This is a genomic window from Erwinia typographi, assembly GCF_000773975.1.
Lineage (GTDB): Bacteria > Pseudomonadota > Gammaproteobacteria > Enterobacterales > Enterobacteriaceae > Erwinia > Erwinia typographi.
Genome location: NZ_JRUQ01000006.1, coordinates 165155 through 183974, shown reverse-complemented (window position 1 = coordinate 183974; position 18820 = coordinate 165155). Strand labels below are relative to the sequence as shown.

General features: G+C 55.3%; 15 protein-coding genes and 1 pseudogene. 5 read left to right on the top strand and 11 right to left on the bottom strand.

All coding sequences use genetic code 11. The features are described from left to right. Positions 1-17: 17 nt before the first annotated feature. Genes NG99_RS01795 through NG99_RS01770 form a run of 6 tightly spaced genes read right to left on the bottom strand, consistent with a single transcriptional unit; the run spans position 18 to position 4667 of the window. Positions 18-1034: a LacI family DNA-binding transcriptional regulator gene (locus tag NG99_RS01795; protein WP_034887757.1), complete on the bottom strand. Its 1017-nt coding sequence runs from the start codon at positions 1032-1034 to the stop codon at positions 18-20. Positions 1035-1045: 11 nt separating this feature from the next. Beyond that, a complete protein-coding gene (locus tag NG99_RS01790) occupies positions 1046-1912 on the bottom strand; it encodes a PTS system mannose/fructose/sorbose family transporter subunit IID (RefSeq protein WP_232298149.1) in 867 nt (288 codons plus the stop codon). Then, positions 1912-2712 carry a PTS mannose/fructose/sorbose/N-acetylgalactosamine transporter subunit IIC gene (locus NG99_RS01785; RefSeq protein ID WP_157032527.1) on the bottom strand — a complete coding sequence of 267 codons (801 nt, stop codon included), beginning with the start codon at positions 2710-2712 and terminating at the stop codon, positions 1912-1914. The genes NG99_RS01790 and NG99_RS01785 overlap by 1 nt, the downstream gene beginning before the upstream one ends. A 4-nt stretch (positions 2713-2716) precedes the next feature. Continuing rightward, positions 2717-3214, bottom strand: a complete 498-nt coding sequence (locus NG99_RS01780) for a PTS system mannose/fructose/N-acetylgalactosamine-transporter subunit IIB (protein ID WP_034887754.1) — start codon at positions 3212-3214, stop codon at positions 2717-2719. 2 nt (positions 3215-3216) lie between these two features. Then, entirely contained in the window at positions 3217-3633 is a 417-nt protein-coding gene (locus NG99_RS01775; protein WP_034887753.1) for a PTS sugar transporter subunit IIA, read from the bottom strand. After that, the gene (locus tag NG99_RS01770; protein ID WP_034887751.1) at positions 3630-4667 is read right to left on the bottom strand and encodes a mannitol dehydrogenase family protein; all 1038 of its coding nucleotides are present in this window, start codon (positions 4665-4667) and stop codon (positions 3630-3632) included. Before NG99_RS01770 ends, NG99_RS01775 begins: the two co-directional genes overlap by 4 nt. A gap of 250 nt (positions 4668-4917) precedes the next feature. On the opposite strand from NG99_RS01770, the gene NG99_RS01765 reads away from it, so the two are divergent. From NG99_RS01765 to NG99_RS01750, 4 genes are all read left to right on the top strand, one after another. After that, positions 4918-6672, top strand: coding sequence for a class I mannose-6-phosphate isomerase (locus NG99_RS01765; protein WP_034887749.1), 1755 nt, complete (start codon positions 4918-4920; stop codon positions 6670-6672). Beyond that, positions 6669-7796, top strand: a complete 1128-nt coding sequence (locus NG99_RS01760) for an AGE family epimerase/isomerase (protein ID WP_232298148.1) — start codon at positions 6669-6671, stop codon at positions 7794-7796. The genes NG99_RS01765 and NG99_RS01760 overlap by 4 nt, the downstream gene beginning before the upstream one ends. A gap of 18 nt (positions 7797-7814) precedes the next feature. Further along, positions 7815-9485: an alcohol dehydrogenase catalytic domain-containing protein gene (locus NG99_RS01755; RefSeq protein ID WP_232298147.1), complete on the top strand. Its 1671-nt coding sequence runs from the start codon at positions 7815-7817 to the stop codon at positions 9483-9485. Between the two features lie 106 nt (positions 9486-9591). Then, positions 9592-11460, top strand: coding sequence for a PTS fructose transporter subunit IIABC (locus NG99_RS01750; protein WP_034887747.1), 1869 nt, complete (start codon positions 9592-9594; stop codon positions 11458-11460). Positions 11461-11502: 42 nt separating this feature from the next. Here NG99_RS01750 and NG99_RS29835 read toward each other — a convergent pair. Together NG99_RS29835 and NG99_RS30185 are read right to left on the bottom strand one after the other, a co-directional pair. Further along, a pseudogene (locus NG99_RS29835) lies at positions 11503-11754 on the bottom strand (HPr family phosphocarrier protein); the annotation flags it as partial. Between the two features lie 385 nt (positions 11755-12139). Beyond that, on the bottom strand, positions 12140-13312 hold the full coding sequence (locus tag NG99_RS30185; protein WP_269745663.1) for a PAS domain-containing protein: 1173 nt from the start codon (positions 13310-13312) through the stop codon (positions 12140-12142). 267 nt (positions 13313-13579) lie between these two features. Here NG99_RS30185 and NG99_RS01735 point away from each other — a divergent pair, with 267 nt between their 5' ends. Continuing rightward, positions 13580-14788, top strand: coding sequence for an FAD-dependent oxidoreductase (locus tag NG99_RS01735; protein WP_034887742.1), 1209 nt, complete (start codon positions 13580-13582; stop codon positions 14786-14788). A gap of 115 nt (positions 14789-14903) precedes the next feature. Here the strand turns inward: NG99_RS01735 and NG99_RS01730 are convergent, their stop codons facing one another. The 3 genes from NG99_RS01730 to NG99_RS01720 all read right to left on the bottom strand — a co-directional run bounded on the left by NG99_RS01730 (position 14904) and on the right by NG99_RS01720 (position 18639). Further along, complete coding sequence (locus tag NG99_RS01730) at positions 14904-15788, bottom strand: siderophore-interacting protein (RefSeq protein WP_034887740.1); 885 nt, start codon at positions 15786-15788, stop codon at positions 14904-14906. A gap of 125 nt (positions 15789-15913) precedes the next feature. Next, the gene (locus NG99_RS01725) at positions 15914-17143 is read right to left on the bottom strand and encodes an MFS transporter (protein ID WP_034887738.1); all 1230 of its coding nucleotides are present in this window, start codon (positions 17141-17143) and stop codon (positions 15914-15916) included. Between the two features lie 65 nt (positions 17144-17208). Continuing rightward, on the bottom strand, positions 17209-18639 hold the full coding sequence (locus tag NG99_RS01720) for an EmmdR/YeeO family multidrug/toxin efflux MATE transporter (RefSeq protein WP_034887736.1): 1431 nt from the start codon (positions 18637-18639) through the stop codon (positions 17209-17211). Positions 18640-18820: the final 181 nt, after the last annotated feature.

Here is an 18820-nt window from a genome sequence, read left to right as displayed (position 1 = left end):
CCGCAGCGCCAGGCTGATCAGGGCTTCCGGAGCAATGAAGAATCGCGCCAGTGTATATGCGCGTGCAGCAGGGTGACGCTCGGCGGATCTTCCGGTTTTTCCAGCCGGGCCAGCAGGCGATCGACAATATGCCCGGCCAACACCTCAATTTGCACTTCGGCAGTCGTCAGGGACGGCAGCCAGCCTTCGGCATCACTCAGGCCGTCAAAACCGGTAACGGCAATTTCTTCACCCACTTTTTTGCCCAGATAATGCAGCGCGTTCATGGCGCCGAATGCCACCACGTCCTGGTAGCACACCAAAGCGGTAATTTCGCTATCCGTGTGGAACAGCGTCAAGGTGGCGTTGATACCGGCGCTCATACTGGAAGCGCAGTAGACAATGCGCGACTCATCCCAGCTGAGCCGGTGGTCTTCGTGAGCGTCCTTCCAGCCCTGCAAACGCTGGCGACGCAGGCGCGAGCTCTGGCTGCCGCCGATAAAGGCGATCCGGGAATGGCCTTCGCTGATTAGACGGTGCGTAATATCATAAGCCGCCTGGTAATTATCAATGCCGATAAAATCGCTGTCATGGCTACCGGTCGGGCGCAAAAAAGTGATGGTGGGGCTGAGATCGTGCCAGGCATCAAGGTGTTCGCGAGTGGTCCCCCAGGTTGGGCAGAGCAGCACGGCCAGGGCGTTATGCCGCTGCATCAGATGCAGATAGCTCTGCTGGTTTTCGAGGTTTTCATCAGAACAGGCCAAAATGGTGGCATAGCCGGTTTTAGCCAGCTTGCGGTTAATTTTCGCAATAAGTTCGGTGTAATACGGGTTGCTCAAATCATGGATAACAAGTCCAATAATATTGGACTTGTTACTTCTCAACGTCGCCGCCGTTTCGTTATAGGTGTAGTTGAGCGTCGTAATCGCCTCAAGAACGCGCTGGCGGGTTTTGGCCGAAACTTTGCCCGCACGATTACTGATAACGTTCGATACCGTGGCCGACGACACGTTTGCCAGCGCGGCGACATCCGCTACCGTTGCGCGTTTTGTCATGCTTTACTCCGTTAAAAAATGCCGATAAACGCACCAATACCCGAAACAACGAGGGTGACGAGCATCGTTTTCACTACTGACAGCCGGTATCGGGTCAGCAGCAACCATACGCCCAGCACAGCGAGCAACGGTAACAAATGGGGGAAAATGCCGTCAAGAATGTTTTGCGCATTAATATTCACCTTGCCGGAATTGAACGCAAGCGGCGTACTCAGCGTGATATAACTGGATGCAATCCCGCCAATCACCGTCACGCCAATTATTGACATGCATTCTCTTAATTTATTTGCGTTCTCGCTGACAAATAAATCTACCGCTTTTACACCCAGGCGATAACCGGAATGAAACACGCGATAGCTCAGCGTAACGATCAGCAAATTAAACACCACGATATAAAAGAGTGGACCTAACGCGGAGCCTCCCTGCGACAGTGAGATAGCGATACTTAATAACACCGGGATCAGCGTTCCCTGAATCGACGAATCGCCAATACCCGCCAGCGGCCCCATCAGCGAGTTTTTCACTGACTGAATAGTGTTGGCGTCAACGGGTTCCCCGCGCGCGCGCTGCTCTTCCATTCCCACCACAATGCCGGGGATCATCGCCCCAAGTTGGGGTTCGGTATTGAAATAGGCCGTGTGCGACATCAGCACTTCGGCCTGACGCGCTTTATTATCCGGGTAAAACTTTTCCACCGCCGGCATTAATGATTTGACAAAGCCGTGGCCTTCCATCCGATCGTAAGAAGCTACAGTAATGTTATGCATTGCCCAATTTAACCAGCTTTTACGCAGCGTTTTGGCATCCAGCATTGCTGGTTGCGCGCCATCCGCGTGATGGCTGGCCGGTGAGGTATCTAAAGGATTAAGCTGTGCCATCAGAATTCGTCCTCATCATTATTGTTAGCGGAGGCTGCCTGTTTAGAAGGTTTATATTTATAGTGAATCAACGCCAGCAGCAGGCTGATGATCACCAGCGCGATCATGTTCACTTTCATAAACACCACGCAAATAAATCCAAACAGGAAATAAATCAGCATGGATTTTTCGATAATCGCCTGACGCATCAGCATGGCGATACCAACGGCTGGCAATACGCCGCCAAATACGGTGACTACGTGCATCAGCGAGGCAGGCATAGCATTGACGACTAATTCAATGTATTTCGGGCCAAACAGGCAGGCAAAAAAGACCGGAACAAAACGCACAATAAAGTTGCTGATTTGCGGGAACCAGACGGCGTTGCGCTGCCAGGAACTTTTATCGCCGCTGGCCAGCGCTTTATCCGCACGGGTGTTCCAGAAGACGTTCGACAGCATAGTGAAGTTGAAGATAATGGTGCCCGCCACGCCAATAGTGGCTGCCAGCGTCACCGCCACTTTTGCATCCTGACCAGAGAGGATCGCCAGCGGCAGCGCCAGCCACGAAACAAAGTTCAGATCCTGCGGCATGGCATTGCCTGGTGAAACGAAGGCGATATACACCGTCTGGACCGCGACCCCAATCAGAATGGCGTGGCCCAGGTCCCCGACAATTAATCCGGTGAAAAACGCGGCCACCAGCGGGCGCGACAGCGTATACCAGCCGCCGGTTAACCCCAGTAGCCAGGGCGTGGTGAGCGCGCCGAGGTAGCAGAAAATGCCAATCAGTGCCGCCTGAAACACATTGATGTCAATCATGATATTAACCTGCCAGCTTCTTCGCAGCTGCTTCCCAGCTCACCGCAGCGGTGTCTGGCAACAGGCGAAACTCAATGGAAAACCCTAACCCGGCCAGATGATTGAAGGCCGGGATCTCTTCCGGCGTCACGCTCTGTCCTTTGTTGACCGGAATGGCATCTTCGCGCTTTGATAGCGGACCGACGTTGATTTTACCGATCGCCTGGCGCAGCTGCGGGACGGCGGCGGCAAGGTGTGACAGCGCCTGGGCATTGCGGGCAACCACGTAATAGCGCTTCTGTGACTCAATCACCTTCGGCAGTTTTTCGGTCGCTTCGGCGATCGAGAACACCCAGGTTTTCACCGAGGGTAAAATGGAGAGCAGCACCTTTTTCTGCACTTCGTTTTGCGCTGCGTCGTCGTCGACCACCACAATGCCGTCACACGGGCTGGAGCCGATCCAGCTCGCGGCCATTTGACCGTGGATAAGTCTGTCGTCAATACGTAAGAAGGAAACGGCCATAATCAGAAATCTTCCTCAGCTGTAACAGCTTCGATAAAAGGACGAATGGCGTCTTTGCCGGTTTCAATTACCTGACGGGTAATGTCCTCCAGTGGCTCGCCGTCTGACTCCAGCGCGGCCAGTACCATCGGAAGATTGGTCCCTGACAGCACCGCAATGCCCGGTATTTCCAGTGAAAGCTGTACGCTGACGTTAAACGGCGTGCCGGCTGGCATATCGGTGAGGATCAGGATGTCACCGCCCTCCTCCGCTTTACTCTTTTTCACTAAGGCGGTCATTGTGTTACGAAAATGCTCGATGCCTTCATCCTGCGACAGCATCACGGTATGGAATCGCTCCTGCGGCCCCAATACCATCTCTACGCTGTCTTTCATCCCCGGAGCTGACATGCCGTGCGCGGCAAAAATAAGGGTGGTCATAGTGCGGTTTCCAATTTATCGGTGATATCGCGATTGTTAATAATCTCTGTTATCTGCGCCCGCGCCTGCTGGATATCGCTCTGCTCGCTGGCCCAGCTGTTAATCAACTTATTCAGGAATGGCATGGCCTTATCGATATTGACCCCCTGACGCTGTAACACCGTCAGCGGATAAATGAAGCGTTCAGAGGGGCGAATTTTCTCGGGAAAATTACGCGCCACGCTAGCCAAATCGCGCTGAATATTCGGGTTACTTAAGCGCTGCCGGTGTTTTTTCGCCATGCGATCCAGATACGGCGCGTCCAGCTGACACTCGCTCTGTAAGTAGCGCTTCATCAGTTCCATGTAGTCGGCGATATCGGCATTGATGGCAGCGCTTTCCGCCGCTTCATACAGGTAATGCAGACCGGCCGCCTTGCCAAGAAAGCTGATACCGTCAGCGTAGGTGTTCACCAGCACGCGCTTTTCCTGAAAACGACGGGCAATGTTCTGAGTGACTTCAAACCGTTCCGGCACGGTGGCGCCGGGCAGCGCCTGAACGCAAATCGATCCCCAGGATTCGGTTTCAATCACCAGTGAGTGCGGCCAGCACGAGGCGCAGATGCGATCCACCATGCAGTCCGGCAGATGCCAGCCTGCGGAGGAAATGCCCTGCTGCTCCAACTGGGAGGCAAAAAATGCCCCGCTTTGCTCGATATTTTCACAGCAAATCACCGTAACAGGCGGCACCTGTTGCAACAGCCTGGCGACGTGGTGCAAATTTTCCTTTCTGACTGACGTGGTTATCACCCTGGTTTTTTTCAGCCAGCCCGCCAGCGCCGGATCGCCTGGATGCAGAACCCCCTGCAGCGGGATAGTGCGCGTTTCTCTGCTGTCAGTAATCAGAATGTCATAACCGCCGTTGGCGTTGAGCTGCTCAGCCAGCTCGCGATCGGTATCGACGGCAATGACATCAAAGCCACTGTCGCTAAGCCAGGGAATGACTAAACCTCTGCCCAGTGCGCCAGCCCCAAAATGGATAGCGATTGGTTTCATCGTTTGGACTCCAGCATAAATGATCAAATCAAGGTTATTCGATTTACTTAATAATTGTCGATTGCGAGGTCAAAAATTTCTGATAGCGATCACAAATTCAATAATACCCTGACGCAACCTTTCACATAAAACACATTAAAATCATTTATTTAAATAAATAACCAGAGATTAACCCTCTGTTCATAGCTTTTTTTTTAGTTTAGATTCCTCCTCAGCAATGAAGTTAATCGTTTAACCAATGGAGTCAATCATGGGCTATCTGAAGCACCCTGCTAATTATGACAAGTTCCCCGCGGTACAGGTAAACGGGGAGCACCCTTCGTCTGAAGGGTGGCAAAATATTGCAGAGCAGATCGCTGAGTCGCTCTCCGATCGCACAGAGGCGGTCATCGTCATCGATTGCTATCCCGGCGTAGATATTGCCAGCCTGCAAACCGAGCTAAGCGCCTCGCCCGCATTCGGCAGCGCCAGCTGGTTTGCGGCGGACAGCTGCTTTATGCAGGGCAGCGAACTGACTGCGCGTCTGGCGGATACGCTGACCGAGGACCGCGTGTTCGGCGTCATGAGCTGCGCCAGGCTGTCTGACTATCTGCTGCCCGATGCGGCTGAGGCAATGCGCAGTAAGATCGGCGAAACTCGCGGCCTGCGCGTGGCGATCGGTACTGGCGCAGCGCTGGTTGCCGACGGCGACGTACTGATTTATGCCGACTACCCGCGCTGGCAACGTCAGCTCGACTGGCGTGCGCGTGGCAGTAACTGGCAAAGCGAAAACCCGAATGAAGATATCCTGAAAAAATATAAGCGCGGTTTCTTCTGGGAATGGCGGATCGCCGATCGCCACAAGCGCGATCTGTTTTCGCGTTTCGATTTCTATCTCGATGTGCTGGCCCAGCCTGCGGTGATGGTGGACGGCAGCGCTTTCCATGCCGGTCTTGATGCCTGCCTGAAAACCCCGTTCCGTCTGAATCCCTTTTTTGACCCCGGCGTATGGGGCGGCAAATGGATGGAAGAAGTTTGCGAACTGCCCCCGAGCGAGAAAAATTACGCCTGGTGTTTTGACGGCGTGCCGGAAGAGAACAGCCTGACGCTGAAATTCGGCGCCGCGGCCATCACCATGCCGGCAATCAACCTGGTGCTGGCGCGTCCGGAAGCCCTGCTGGGTCAGCGCAACTACTCACGCTTCGGCGCGGAATTCCCGATCCGCTTTGATTTCCTCGATACCATGTCCGGCGGCAATCTGAGCCTACAGGTACACCCGTCCACCGATTACATCCAGCAGAACTTTGGCATGCACTATACCCAGGATGAGAGTTATTACATCCTTGATGCCGGTGAAGAGGCCAGCGTGTGGCTTGGCTTCAAAACAGGGGTTAAGCAACAGCAGCTGGTGGCGGCAATTGAGCAGGCGCAGCAAACCGGTACGCTGGATGCGGAAAAATACGTTAACCGCTTCCCGGTTAAAAAACACGATCATGTGCTGATTCCATCAGGCACCGTACACTGCTCAGGCAGCGACGCGATGATTCTGGAAATTTCCGCCACGCCCTATATCTTCACCTTTAAGCTGTGGGACTGGGGTCGGCTGGGTCTGGATGGCAAGCCCCGACCGGTCCACCTCGATCACGGTAGAAAAGTGCTGCGCGAAGAGCGCGATACCGACTGGTGTAGCCGGGAGCTGGTCAATACCGTCACGCCGCTGGAAGAAAATGACGGATGGCGCAGCGAGCGTACCGGTCTGCATCAACTGGAGTTTATCGACACCCACCGTTACTGGATCACCGACGCGGTTGAGCTGAGCACGGACGGCGAATTTCAGATGCTCAATCTGATTGAAGGCCAGGAAGCGATGATTGAAAGCCCGACAGGAAATTTTGCGCCGTTCGTGGTGCATTACGCTGAAACCGTGATTATCCCGGCAGCCCTGGCCGGGTATCGGCTACGCTCGCCGCAGCAGAAAGAGATCGGCGTCATCATCGCAAGCGTACGCCAGGCGGAGCACGCATGATGCTGACTAATGCAAAACGTTTCGTTAACTGGATGCAGCACAGCGCGTTACCCGAGTTCCTGCATCAGGGCGTCAAATCGTTGCCTGAAGGCCCGGAATGTTTCCGGGAAACCTTGCCGGACGACGGCACCCTTGCCCGCAGCCGGGTGCAGACGCGTCAGCTTTATGTTTTCGCCCACGCAACGCGCACCGGCTGGCTGGACGCGCGCGAGACGCTGGAGCGGGTGGCGAACCAGGGGATACGACACTTCACTAATGAGCAGGGAGTGTTCCTGTTCTCCGATGGACACACCCCTGACGACCGCCAGCAGAATGCCTACGAGCAGGCTTTCGCTTTGCTTGCTTATAGCGAGCTTTACGCGTTAACCGGCGAGCCGCAGTTTCTCGCTCGCGCCGGAACGCTGCACGACTGGATGCAGGAAAATCTGGCTCTGCCGGAGGGCGGCTACGCCATCAATACTAACCGTCCGCCGATGCTGAGCCAGAATCCCAATATGCATCTGTTTGAAGCGATGCTTTGCTGGTGGAAACTGACCGGTCAGCCGCGCTGGGAGCAGGAGGCGCATCGCCTGTTTGCCCTGTTTACCGGGCATCTGTTCCATCGCGATCGGCACTGTCTGACCGAGTTTTTCTCGCCAGGCTGGCAGGCCGATCTCCCTGAGTCTGCGCATGTTGATCCCGGCCATCATCACGAGTGGACATGGCTTCTGTACGAGTATCAGAAGATTTCCGGGGTGGATACCGCATTCTGGCGCGAAGCGTTACAGCATTTCGCCGCCGTGGCCGGTGAAAACCCGCAAACCCATGCGGTGATGAACGAAATCCACAGTGACCGGACACCCTACCGCGCGGGTAGCCGCCTGTGGTGTCAGACTGAACGGCTAAAAGCCGATGTCGTTGCCTGCGTAACGCAGCGGAATAATGCCGTTTATCAGACGCTTGACCGGCATAGCGCCACCATGATGCGGCAATACATCGACGGTGAAACCACCAGGCCTTACTGCGATGAGATCTCAGCCAGCGGGGAGCGTTTGCCGCACTCCTCACCGGCGTCCTCCCTCTATCACCTTTACGTAGCCTGCCGCGAGATCGATAACCTGCTTCAGGCCAATACCAATGAGTGACCGTCTTCTGGAGAAAATATGAACCACTTACCAGAAACACAGCTAACCTGGATTTACTACGGCAAGGGCATGGACTCATTTGGCCGCAACGCCCGGCCAGAAATTCGTCCGCTGAAAATGCCGGGGCCGGGCGAGGTACTGGCAAAAGTCGAAGCCTTTTCCCTCTGCGCCTCAGACGTAAAAATGATTGATATGGGTAACGATTACCCGCTGTTCAAAGACCGTGATTTTGCCCGCCATCCAGCAATCCTCGGTCATGAGCTGTCGTTGCGCGTGGTGGCAACGGGCGCGGACATGGCTGCGGCATGGCCGCCGGGGCAGCGTTTCGGCGTGCAGCCTGATGTGTACCTTAACGGCGAGCGTTTTTGCATCGGCGTGAACGTCACCGGCGGCATGGCGGAGTATATCCTGCTGGGGAAAGAGGTCTTTACCTCTGACCAGGGCTGCTGCGCTTTTAGCATTGATGATGCCATTAGCGACGCCGCGCTGGCCCAGACCGAGCCGCTGGCCTGCGTTGAAGCCGCTTTCGTGCCGCATTCGCGCAGGCAGATGAAACAAGGCGGTAGCCTGCTGATCTGGCTGGCAAAGGGAGTGAAAAAGTCCTTTGCGCTGGACATGCCGCTGGTGGCGACAGAAATTACCCGCGTTGGCACGGTCGACGATTTTGAGCACTTTGTCAGCGGTCAGCCGCAACAGGCGAGTCAGATCCAGTCCGAACTGCCGCCGGGCATATTTGACGACATCCTGATCCTGGGTAATCCAGACAGGGAAACGCTGACGCAGATCGTTGAACGCATGGCGGTGAATGGACTGCTGTGTTGGCTGCCAGAGTCCGAGCCGGAGAGTCAGATCCCCGCCGATATCGCCAAAATTCATTATCACAATGTCGCCCTGATGGGTTCTCCGCTGCGCCGACTGTCGGCCGCGTTTTCCCAACGTGATTATCGCTATGACTATCTGCCCGGAGGCACGCTGGTGCTGTCCGGCGGCGGCGGCACCATGGGACGCATTCATCTTCAGCGCGCGCTGAAAAGCCCTCATCCCCCGGCCAGAGTTATCGTCACCGGCAACACCCGCAAGCGCCTGGATCGAATGCAGCAGGATTTTGCGCCACTGCTGTTACAGACCGGAAAAAACACGGATGTGCGCTATCTGGCAGTGCAGGAAAGCGCCAATTTCGCCACACAAATACGCGAGCTGGTCGGTCCGCAGGGCGCGTCAGACATCATTATCTGCGCGCCAGGCATTGATCCGCTGAGCGGCGTGGTCGATCTGCTGGCTGACGACGGCACCCTGGTGCTGTTCTCCGGCACGCGCTACGGCCAGTTCGGTCCGCTGCCGTTGGGTAAGGTGGCGTGGAGCGGCGCAACCATCACCGCCAGCAGCGGTTCCTCCGCCAACGATCAGCGGCGCGTGCTGGAAAAAGTGCGCACCGGCGAAGCATTACCGGATTTTAACGTGGCGGCGATTGGCGGCCTGCTGGCTACGCTGGAGGGGTTGCAGGCGGTGAAGGCGGGACGATTCCCGGGCAAAGTGGTGATTTATCCCGCTCTGGCCGATCTTCCGCTGCTGGCGCTCTCTGAGCTAGAAAGCTGGGATCGGCCATTAAGCGAGTTTGTCGCGCGCCACGGATGGTCACGTCAGGCTGAACAGCGGCTATTCAGCAGCTGGCAGAAAAATAAAAGTTAAATCATTAGCACGGACTCCCCTGCCGGTCGAGAGCACCAAAAAAGAGTGCTCGCTGAACGGGGCGCTTCGGGCGGCTTTTCTTCGAAACGATGAGAGACCCTACAGAATGAGCATAACAAAACTTCTGACAGCAGAACGTATCGTTCTGGACCGTGTTCCGGCGGATAAAGCGGCGCTGTTTACGCTCTGCGCGCAAAAAATGGCGGAACAAAAACGCATTGCGCCCAGCGAACAGCAGGCATTTATCACCTTATTAAGCGAACGTGAAAAAAAATCGACCACCAACGTCGGTGAGGGCGTAGCCATCCCGCACGCTCAGGGCGATATCATCACTGAGCCAACCCTGTTTCTGTTTCGCCCCGACGTTGGCCTGCGCTGGGATGAGACGGATGATGAACCCGTCGTGCTGATATTTATGATCGCAGTACCTGCCGTTTCGCAAGATCAGCATCTGGAGATCATTACTCGCCTGTGCCGCTGGCTGATGGATGATGATTTCCGCCAGGGGCTGCAAACCGCGCCGGATGCGGAAGCCGTGCTGGCGTTGTTGCAGTCAAAACAGGATGCCGCCAATGAGCAGCCGGAAGAAACAGCCGATCAGCAGGCCGATTTCCTCGTCGCGGTAACCGCCTGCCCCACCGGCATTGCTCACACCTTTATGGCGGCGGAGAATCTGGAGAAAGCGGCGAAAAAGTTGGGTTACATCATCAAAGTAGAAACAAACGGATCGGCTGGCGTGGAAAATGGCCTCACCGATGACGATATCCGTCGGGCCAAAGCGGTAATTGTCGCGGCCGATACTAAAGTGGAGATGGCGCGTTTTGCCGGTAAAGCGTTACATTATTCCAGCGTTTCGCAGGGTATCCGTGAGCCGGAAAAGCTGATCGAGCGCGCGCTGAGTGCTGAACCTCTCAAAGCCACAGCCGCCGGGGCGAAAAGCGCCGACGGAAAAATGTCGCCCGGCATTTACGGCACGCTGATGAACGGCGTGTCGAACATGCTGCCGTTTGTCATCGCCGGCGGGATACTGATCGCCATCTCATTCCTGTGGGGGATTAACTCCGCCAGCCCGCAGGACCCCAGCTTCAACTGGACGGCTTCGGTCATCAAGCAGATCGGTGCGGCGGCCTTTACCTTATTTATCCCGGTCATGAGCGGCTATATCGCTTATGCAATTGCCGATCGTCCGGGCTTTGCGCCGGGTATGGTCGGGGGATTGCTGGCAAGTACCGGCGGTAGCGGCTTTCTCGGCGCTATCGTCGCCGGGTTTATTGCTGGTTACATGATTCTGCTGTTGCGCCGGGTGCTGAAACCGCTGCCTGCCTCCTTCGATGGTTTGAAGCCGGTTCTGCTCTACCCGCTAATCAGCGTGTTTGTGGTTGGATTTATTACCGTGGCATTAATTAATCCGTTTATGGGTGAAGTTAATAATCTGGTGATAAACTTCCTGAATAACATTGGTTCCACCAATAAAGTTCTGCTCGGATTTATCATTGGCGCCATGCTGGCGGCTGATTTAGGCGGACCGATAAACAAAGCGGCTTATTTATTTAGCGTTGGCGTGCTGGCGAGCGGTAATTATTATGTTATGGCGGCAGCGGTAGCCAGTGGCATGGTCCCTTCACTTGCCGTAGCGTTAGCGGCCAGTCTGGCAAAAAATAAATTTACCGTAGCACAATGTGAAGCGGCAAAGGCAAACTATATTTTAGGCCTTTCATTTATTGCTGAAGGAGCCATACCGTTCGCGGCCAGCAACCCCTTAATTATTTTGCCTTCATTAATGGCAGGCTCGGGGGTTGCAGGCTCAATGGCGATGTTCTTTAACGTGACCTATCCGGCACCGCATGGTGGGGTGTTTGTGCTGCCGGTGGTGGGACACCCAGTGTATTTTCTGATGTCGACGCTGATTGGCGTGGTCATTGCAACCGCATTGATTTTACTGCTGAAAAAGAATCTACCTCAGGAACAACGCTAGCGCTGGTGGCAACAAGGGCTTCGCGATGAAGCCCTTTGTTCTTTATTCACCCAGCCCCGCATTGACGCCGCTGGTGATGCCGTCAATGGCCTGCTGCGCGTTGTCGCCTTTCACACTGAAGCGCAGGCGATGGCCTTTTTTCACGCCCAGAGAAACGACTTTCATCATGCTGCGGCCATTGACTTCTTTGCCAGTCCCATCGAGATTGGCTACCGTAATTTCGTTATCAAAAGACTTAATGATTTTTACCAACTCGGCGGCTGGACGGGCATGTAATCCATGTTCGTTATTAATCCGTAATTCAATAACGGAAGTATTTTCGGACATGCGGTTCTCCTGTCTTTTCATCTTTAAGGAAGATATTAATTTAACCGTTATTATCAAAAATAACAAAAAAAAAAAAAATAAAACCATTAAAATTAACAGCAGGATTTCCATCTCCGCTCCACAGCGTCTTTATTTTAATGAGAAATAAAAGCCTCACTAATGATATACCCTGCACAGACACTCATTGTCCGGGACAGGATTTTCTCGGGTGTTGTTAGCGGAAACCTGTTAGTCGGGCTTAAATGCCAAATAGTGGGCCGCGCAATCCCCCAGCGTCGTGACGAGGTAAAAACTGAGCGGCCACTGATGTCTGTCTTAAAGGAAGCGCGTTAGCACAATAGTGACTACTGGGTTATTCAGGCTCCCCGGCTGAGCTTCTGATACGCATCTGCAGGCGAAATATCTGACCGGTAATATCGGTGGTGCGTTCTGCCAACACTCTGATTGCACTGGCTATCACCGAAAAGCCCCTGCCATGAACGCCTGCCCTGGCTGCCTCAATGCTGGCATTCAGTGAAATAAGTTTAATCTGTGCGGCGATGTTGCCGTTTTCCGAAGCCAGCTCAGCGATTTCCTTAGCCGTTTCCGTTGCCTGCATCCGGCGATGCGCCTCGCCTTCCTCATAAAGATGCCGGTCTTTACGATCCTGGATATCAATCAGCGCACCGACCGCGCGCAACGGCGTACCATCCGCTGCGCGCTTCGTCTGCCCTCGCGCCTGAAACCAGCGATACTCACCGCTTTTCAGTTTCAGGCGGTACTCAATGTCGAAGGCGGTTTTACCGCTGAGGTCCAGCAAATGACGCACAAAGGATTCCAGCGCCAGTTCTTTATCCTCCGGATGCAATCGGGATGCCCAGCTGTCCATGACGTCAGGAAATTCCTCCACCGTGTCAAACCCCAGCAGCTTTCTGAATTGCGGTGACCACCAGAACACGTTGCCTTGATGCATGGGATTGCCGTCGATAATATCCAGATCCCAGAGTCCATCGTTCAGCATCTCACGGGACAGATCAAAGCGGGTGGAAACAATGTCATAACGACGGGCCTGTGCAGTTTCATCCTCAATATTTTCCAGCACGCCGACGAGCCGCGGCGGGTTGAGTTGCGCACAATATTTTGCCGAAATGCGGAACCACGGAAAGACCGTCGCTCCAGTTCTGATACGGCATCGGAGCTGATGTCCGTCAGCCGTGTCATGAGTGACCGCGCGGCTGATAAACAGTTTAAAGGACTCTCTGTCGTCCTGATGGATCATCTGTACCAGAGACGCGAGGCCGGTGCCATCCCCTGCCTGATACCCGAGAAGCTGATGTGCCTTTGGTGAAAAATGGATAGGAACATTATCCAAAGCGCCGGAATACGCCACGCTCCACACCCCTTCGCGGATCAACACCATAGCGGACTCCAGCAGTCCAGAATGATCGTTCTCAACCTGAACAACCTCTTTCGGCAGCGGATTCTCCTCTGTCTGATATACCCTCTCAACGTTGGGTTTTCTTTTCAGCAATTTCTGGAACATCATTTTTCTCGCAGATAAAGTGCAGGCAGCACGGGTATGCCAAAATGATTATCGGCATGGCGTGGAAAAAATTAATGGCGGCATGGATCCTTACCAGAAGCATAACGAGAAAAGCGGCATCCGCTGTAGGGAAAAATTCGGGATGATGACCAACAGGCTCATTTATCAAAATAGAGATCGAAAGGTATCGGGTTTTTTCTTGTCTTCACTCGATAAAGATAATGATAAGCATTATCATACATGCACACTCATTTTTCCGGGACTGGATCTATGCAGGCGTCGTTAGCGGAAACCTATTCAACCGACTGCTGTATCGTTGGCGGCGGCCCCGCCGGACTGATGTTAGGGTACTTGCTGGCCCTGGCGGGCGTTCGCGTGGTGGTGGTCGAGAAACATGCGGATTTTCTTCGTGATTTCCGTGGCGATACCATTCACCCCTCCACGCTGGAAATTTTGCATCATCTTGGCCTGCTTGAAGAGTTTCTGGCTCTTCCCCATCAGCGCGTGGAGCGGCTTCAGGCGGAAATCGGCGGCGAATCGGTGACGCTGGCTAACTTTACCCGGCTCCCGGTCAAATGCCGTTTTATTGCCTTTATGCCTCAGTGGGACTTTTTGAATTTTATCGCCGCTAAAGCCAGCCAGCTGGCCGGGTTTACCCTGCTGAAATCGACCCGCTTCGACGGCCTGATGTATAAAGATGAAAAGGTGTGCGGCATCCACGCTTCATCCGGAGCAGAAAAAACGGTCATCAACGCGAAGATCGTGGTGGGTGCAGACGGACGTGGCTCGCAGGTTCGGGAAAAAGCCGGGCTGACCGGGCGTTCGTTTGGCTCGCCGCGCGACGTTGTCTGGTTCAGGCTGCTTAAGCACCCTGACGATCCGCAATGGAGTACCGGTCACCAGGGACCAAAGCAGAATTTTATCATGATCGATCGCGGGGATTACTGGCAGTGCGGCCTGTCGATTCCTAAAGGAGAGTTCCTCAACATAGTGGGTGGCGGCATAGAGGTGTTTAAACGCCAGGTTGCTGCCGTTGCGCCCTTCCCCGCAGAGCGCCTGGAACAGCTAAAAGGTAACGACGATCTGAGGCTGCTAAGTATCCGCATTGACCGGCTAGACAAGTGGGCGAAAGAGGGACTGCTGTGTATTGGCGACGCGGCCCATGCCATGTCGCCGATCGGCGGGGTTGGCGTTAACCTGGCTATTCAGGACGCCGTAGCGACGGCCAACCTTCTGGCGACGCCGCTGCTGGGCGCTCAGGTCAGCCTTCGTCAGCTGACAAAAGTCCAGAAACGACGCCAGTTCCCGACCTCGGCCACGCAGTTTATTCAGATCAAAATGAGCGGCCGAAAGCGTGACGCCAGCAAGGGCAGCCCGATTCCGCGACTGGTAAAACGCCTGCCGTTCCTGCCCTACGTTTTCGGCTGGATTATTGGCATGGGATTTCGTACCGAGCGCCCGCGCAATGTACCGCGCTAATCGTCGCGACGCAGGGTGTTTAACATCCTGACGGCCGAAAGGATGAGGACAGAACAAAGCCTGACGATGTCGCCCGGCAGCAAGATAACCCTGCCGGGTACAAACTCAGAGGTTTTCAGCGGCCGCGGCCCAGCGTCCAGTACGCCATAAAATTCACCACTTCACGGTCAAGCTGATAATCATCGATCAGGCAGTGACGCACCTTCTTCACCACGCCGGACTCCGCCGCCACCCACGCGCTGAAGGGATGCTTCCCTTCGGCACGCTCCCAGATAGCGTCTTCTATCAGGCTTTTATCCTCAAGCGACTGATCGGCTACGCGGGCGCAGTCGGGAATAGTCACATAGTCACGCAGCGCCGCCAGCAGCTTTGCGCCGAAGGGAGCATGATGTTCGCGGCTTAACCAGTGGATCTCGGCGAAGGGAAACTCCCCCCTCTGCGCATCCGACGCCAGCGGAACTTCAAAGAACGCCTGTACCTTCGGTGGATTGTCCAGCCTGGCAAGCTGTTCGAGAATACCCACCGCCGCAGGCACCGCCGTCTCATCGGCAATCAGCAGCGCCTGGCGAATGCCGTCATGATAAATCCACTCATAGCCGCCGCTGTCTTCCGGCGAGGCGGCATTGGGCGCGACAATTTGCATCTTTGCACCCGGGCTGGCGTGCATCGCCCAGCTTGAGGCGGGGCCAGTCTCCCCGTGCAGCACAAACTCAACGTCCACTTCTTTTTCTTTGCGGCGCAGATCGCGCAGCGTGTAGGTCCGCATCACCGGACGCTGCCCTTTCGGCAGGGCCAGATAGTCCTGATACCAGCCGTCGCTGACCGGCATTGCCGGAGATGAGCCGTCTTCCGCCGCAAACAGCAGCTTAATACGCTGGTCGGGCGCGTCATGTTTCATCTCCAGCACTTCATCGCCGCTGAACACGCAGCGCAGCAGCGAAGGAGTAACCTGAATACGCCGTTTCAGCGTGACGTTAAAAATACGGTAGCCTGCGGCCATAGTGCTGCTCCTGTCGCAAATATTGGCGTCAATTCTGCCGTCTGGCGGCATTCACTGACGCAATATAACGATAATCATTATCACTTGGAAGATGAAAATGATTTTACCGCACGAAGGCTAGCCGTCTACTCATTGTGTAATCGCTGACGGCGACGCAAGCTAGGGAACCATGCCATCCACAGGCCAACCACGATCAGCGTGCCAATGCCTCCGACGGCGGCGGCCGGCGTCGCCCCCAGCCAGGCAGCAAGCATCCCGGACTCAAATTCACCCAGCTGGTTGGAAGTATTGATAAAAATCGAGTTAACCGCGCTGACCCGTCCACGCATCTCGTCAGGCGTGTCCAGCTGTACCAGCGAGCCACGGATCACCATGCTGACCATATCAAAACCGCCCAGCGCAAACAGCGCCAGAATCGACAGCCACAGCTCCTTCGACAGCGCAAAGAGTAGCGTGGCGACGCCAAACCCCGCTACAGAGCCAAACATAATCATGCCAACATTGCGCTCCAGGCTGCGTCGGCTGAGCCAAAGTCCTACCAGCAGCCCACCAACCGCCGGCGCGCCGCGCAGCAGGCCGAGTCCCCACGGTCCGGTATGGAGAATATCTTTGGCGAAGATCGGCAGCAGCGCGGTCGCCCCGCCCAGCAGCACCGCGAACAAGTCCAGTGAGATCACGCCCAGCACGTCGGGACGGTTACGAATAAATCGAACGCCAGCGAAGACGCTGGCAAAGGTAGCTGGCGTGCGCTTTGGCGGCGCATGTTCATAATGCAGGCGGCTGACCATAGCGATCGAAATCAGATACAGCACGCCCGAGGTAACGTAAACCACGCCGGGTCCGGCAACGTAGAGAAAACCGCCGAGCGCCGGGCCGAGCATGGATGCCGTCTGCATGGAGGCAGCGTTGGCGGCGGTCGCTCGCGCCAGCATGGCGGGGGGCACCAGCGCAGGAAGCATGGACTGAAGCGAAGGCGCTTCCAGCGTGCGGGCTACGGAGATAATAAAAATCAGCCCAAGAATGGTGACTTCATCCGTCCGCTGCACCAACGTCAGGCCAGCCAGCACCGCTATGGCAAGGCATTCCGTGATCTGCCCGAACAGCACCACCCGGCGGCGGTCAAACTGGTCGGCAACGTGCCCGGCAGGCAGCGCAAGCAGGACGGCAGGCAGAAACTGCACCAGTCCAATCAGCCCCAGATCCCATGCCCGGCCGGTAATCGAGTAAATTTGCCAGCCCACCGCGATGGAGAGCATCTGAAAACCAAAGCTGGAGGTGGTGCGGGCCAGCCAGAATGCGACGAAAGATCGGTGTTGCAACAGGGAATCCGCCGGGGCGGATGAAGAAGAACGCATAGCTATTCCTGATATAAATGTCTTAGTTGTTTTTATTCTGCACAGTAAGCGAAGACCATTGGCCGTCAGGGTGAAGCGGCAGGTTTATTATACTTCCACAGCCATCGGCCGCTGTTCAGGCGGCGATAGAAGAAGACGCCACGCACAATCCAGTCCAGGAACATACCCAGCCAAATCCCGACTACGCCAAATCCCAACAGAACCCCAAGCGTATAGCCTGCCACGATGCGACATCCCCACATGCCCAGCAGCGAGATCCACATGGTATACCTCGCGTCGCGGGCGCCTTTCAGCCCGGCCGGTAACACCCAGGACGCCGCCCAGAAGGGCATAAAAGCCGCATTCAGCCACACGAGGATTTTTACCACATGTTTGACATCATCGTCGCTGGTGTAGAAAGCGGCCAGCACGCCGGCAAAAGGCACCGTCAGCGCGGCCAGCACGCATAAGCCGAGGGTTGAGAGCCAGAAAATATGCCAGAGCTGACGCTCCGGCTGTAGCAACTGCCCCTTGCCCAACCGGGTGCCAACGATGATGGTCGACGACGATCCCAGCGCGTTTCCCGGCAGGTTAATCATCGAGGCAATGGAGAAGGCAATAAAGTTACCGGCAATTACGTCGGTTCCCATTCCGGCCACAAATACCTGCGTCAGCAGCTTGCCGCCGTTAAACAACACCGACTCAATGCTGGCAGGCACGCCAATACCCAGCACCTCCATCAGGATGCCGGTATTGAGGCGCGTAAAGTAACTTTTCAGGGTGATTTTTAAACGGGGGTTGAAGCCAATCATCAGCACGTAAATCACGGCCAGCGCCCCGACGTAGCGTGAAATCGTCAGGCCCAGCCCTGCGCCCGCAAAGCCCATCCCTTTCCAGCCGAAGCAGCCATAAATCAGTGCCGTGCTGAAAACGATATTTAAAATGTTCATTCCGCCGTTAATTAACATGGGAATTTTGGTGTTGCCTGCGCCGCGCAGCGCGCCGCAGCCAATCAGCGCAATCGCCGCCGCCGGATAGCTCCAGGCCGTAATGTTCAGGTAGGTCAGCGCAAGGGCCTTAACCTCCGGCTCTGCCGCGCCCGCGATCGCGTCGATAATCTGCCCGCCGAAGAACTCAATCAGCACCGCCAGCAGGATCGAAAACAGGGTCATCAGCACCAGCGACTGCCTGGCTGCCGCTTCTGCCCTTTCACGGTTCAGTTTGCCAAGGCTGAAGGCCACCACCACCGTGGTGCCGAGATCGATGGCGGCAAAGAAAGAGATAATCACCATGTTGAAACTATCGGCAAGACCAACGCCAGCCATTGCCTCCTTGCCTAACCAGCTCACCAGGAAAGTACTGAGCACCCCCATCAGCAGGACGCAGAGGTTCTCAAAGAAAATAGGCACGGCCAGCGGTGTGATCTCGCGCCAGAATAAAACCCGGTAGGAACGTCTTTTTGGGTACCACGCCGAATGCTTGATCGCCTGCAGCAGAGAAACTCTGAAGTTTTGCAAGATAGTTCCAGCTAGAAAGAGGTAAGTAGGCTTAATTGATGATGGTAAAAGCCTGTGTAATATGCAAAGTCTTTTTCTTTACGCTGCACAAAAAGGCGGTTCGCCAGCGTCCACCGGGCGAAGAAGTTTCCGCTTTGCCGCAAAATTTATTGCTAAACTGACGCGATGATTTTTCAGGAGA

What these genes read in the sequence shown, in the direction of transcription:
- NG99_RS01755 (WP_232298147.1), top strand. Translation starts at nt 7,815, where the DNA reads ATGAACCACTTACCAGAAACACAGCTAACCTGGATTTACTACGGCAAG.
- NG99_RS01785 (WP_157032527.1), bottom strand. Translation starts at nt 2,712, where the DNA reads ATGATTGACATCAATGTGTTTCAGGCGGCACTGATTGGCATTTTCTGC.
- NG99_RS01750 (WP_034887747.1), top strand. Translation starts at nt 9,592, where the DNA reads ATGAGCATAACAAAACTTCTGACAGCAGAACGTATCGTTCTGGACCGT.
- NG99_RS30185 (WP_269745663.1), bottom strand. Translation starts at nt 13,312, where the DNA reads ATGATGTTCCAGAAATTGCTGAAAAGAAAACCCAACGTTGAGAGGGTA.
- NG99_RS01760 (WP_232298148.1), top strand. Translation starts at nt 6,669, where the DNA reads ATGATGCTGACTAATGCAAAACGTTTCGTTAACTGGATGCAGCACAGC.
- NG99_RS01770 (WP_034887751.1), bottom strand. Translation starts at nt 4,667, where the DNA reads ATGAAACCAATCGCTATCCATTTTGGGGCTGGCGCACTGGGCAGAGGT.
- NG99_RS01790 (WP_232298149.1), bottom strand. Translation starts at nt 1,912, where the DNA reads ATGGCACAGCTTAATCCTTTAGATACCTCACCGGCCAGCCATCACGCG.
- NG99_RS01795 (WP_034887757.1), bottom strand. Translation starts at nt 1,034, where the DNA reads ATGACAAAACGCGCAACGGTAGCGGATGTCGCCGCGCTGGCAAACGTG.
- NG99_RS01775 (WP_034887753.1), bottom strand. Translation starts at nt 3,633, where the DNA reads ATGACCACCCTTATTTTTGCCGCGCACGGCATGTCAGCTCCGGGGATG.
- NG99_RS01780 (WP_034887754.1), bottom strand. Translation starts at nt 3,214, where the DNA reads ATGGCCGTTTCCTTCTTACGTATTGACGACAGACTTATCCACGGTCAA.
- NG99_RS01725 (WP_034887738.1), bottom strand. Translation starts at nt 17,143, where the DNA reads ATGCGTTCTTCTTCATCCGCCCCGGCGGATTCCCTGTTGCAACACCGA.
- NG99_RS01765 (WP_034887749.1), top strand. Translation starts at nt 4,918, where the DNA reads ATGGGCTATCTGAAGCACCCTGCTAATTATGACAAGTTCCCCGCGGTA.
- NG99_RS01735 (WP_034887742.1), top strand. Translation starts at nt 13,580, where the DNA reads ATGCAGGCGTCGTTAGCGGAAACCTATTCAACCGACTGCTGTATCGTT.
- NG99_RS01730 (WP_034887740.1), bottom strand. Translation starts at nt 15,788, where the DNA reads ATGGCCGCAGGCTACCGTATTTTTAACGTCACGCTGAAACGGCGTATT.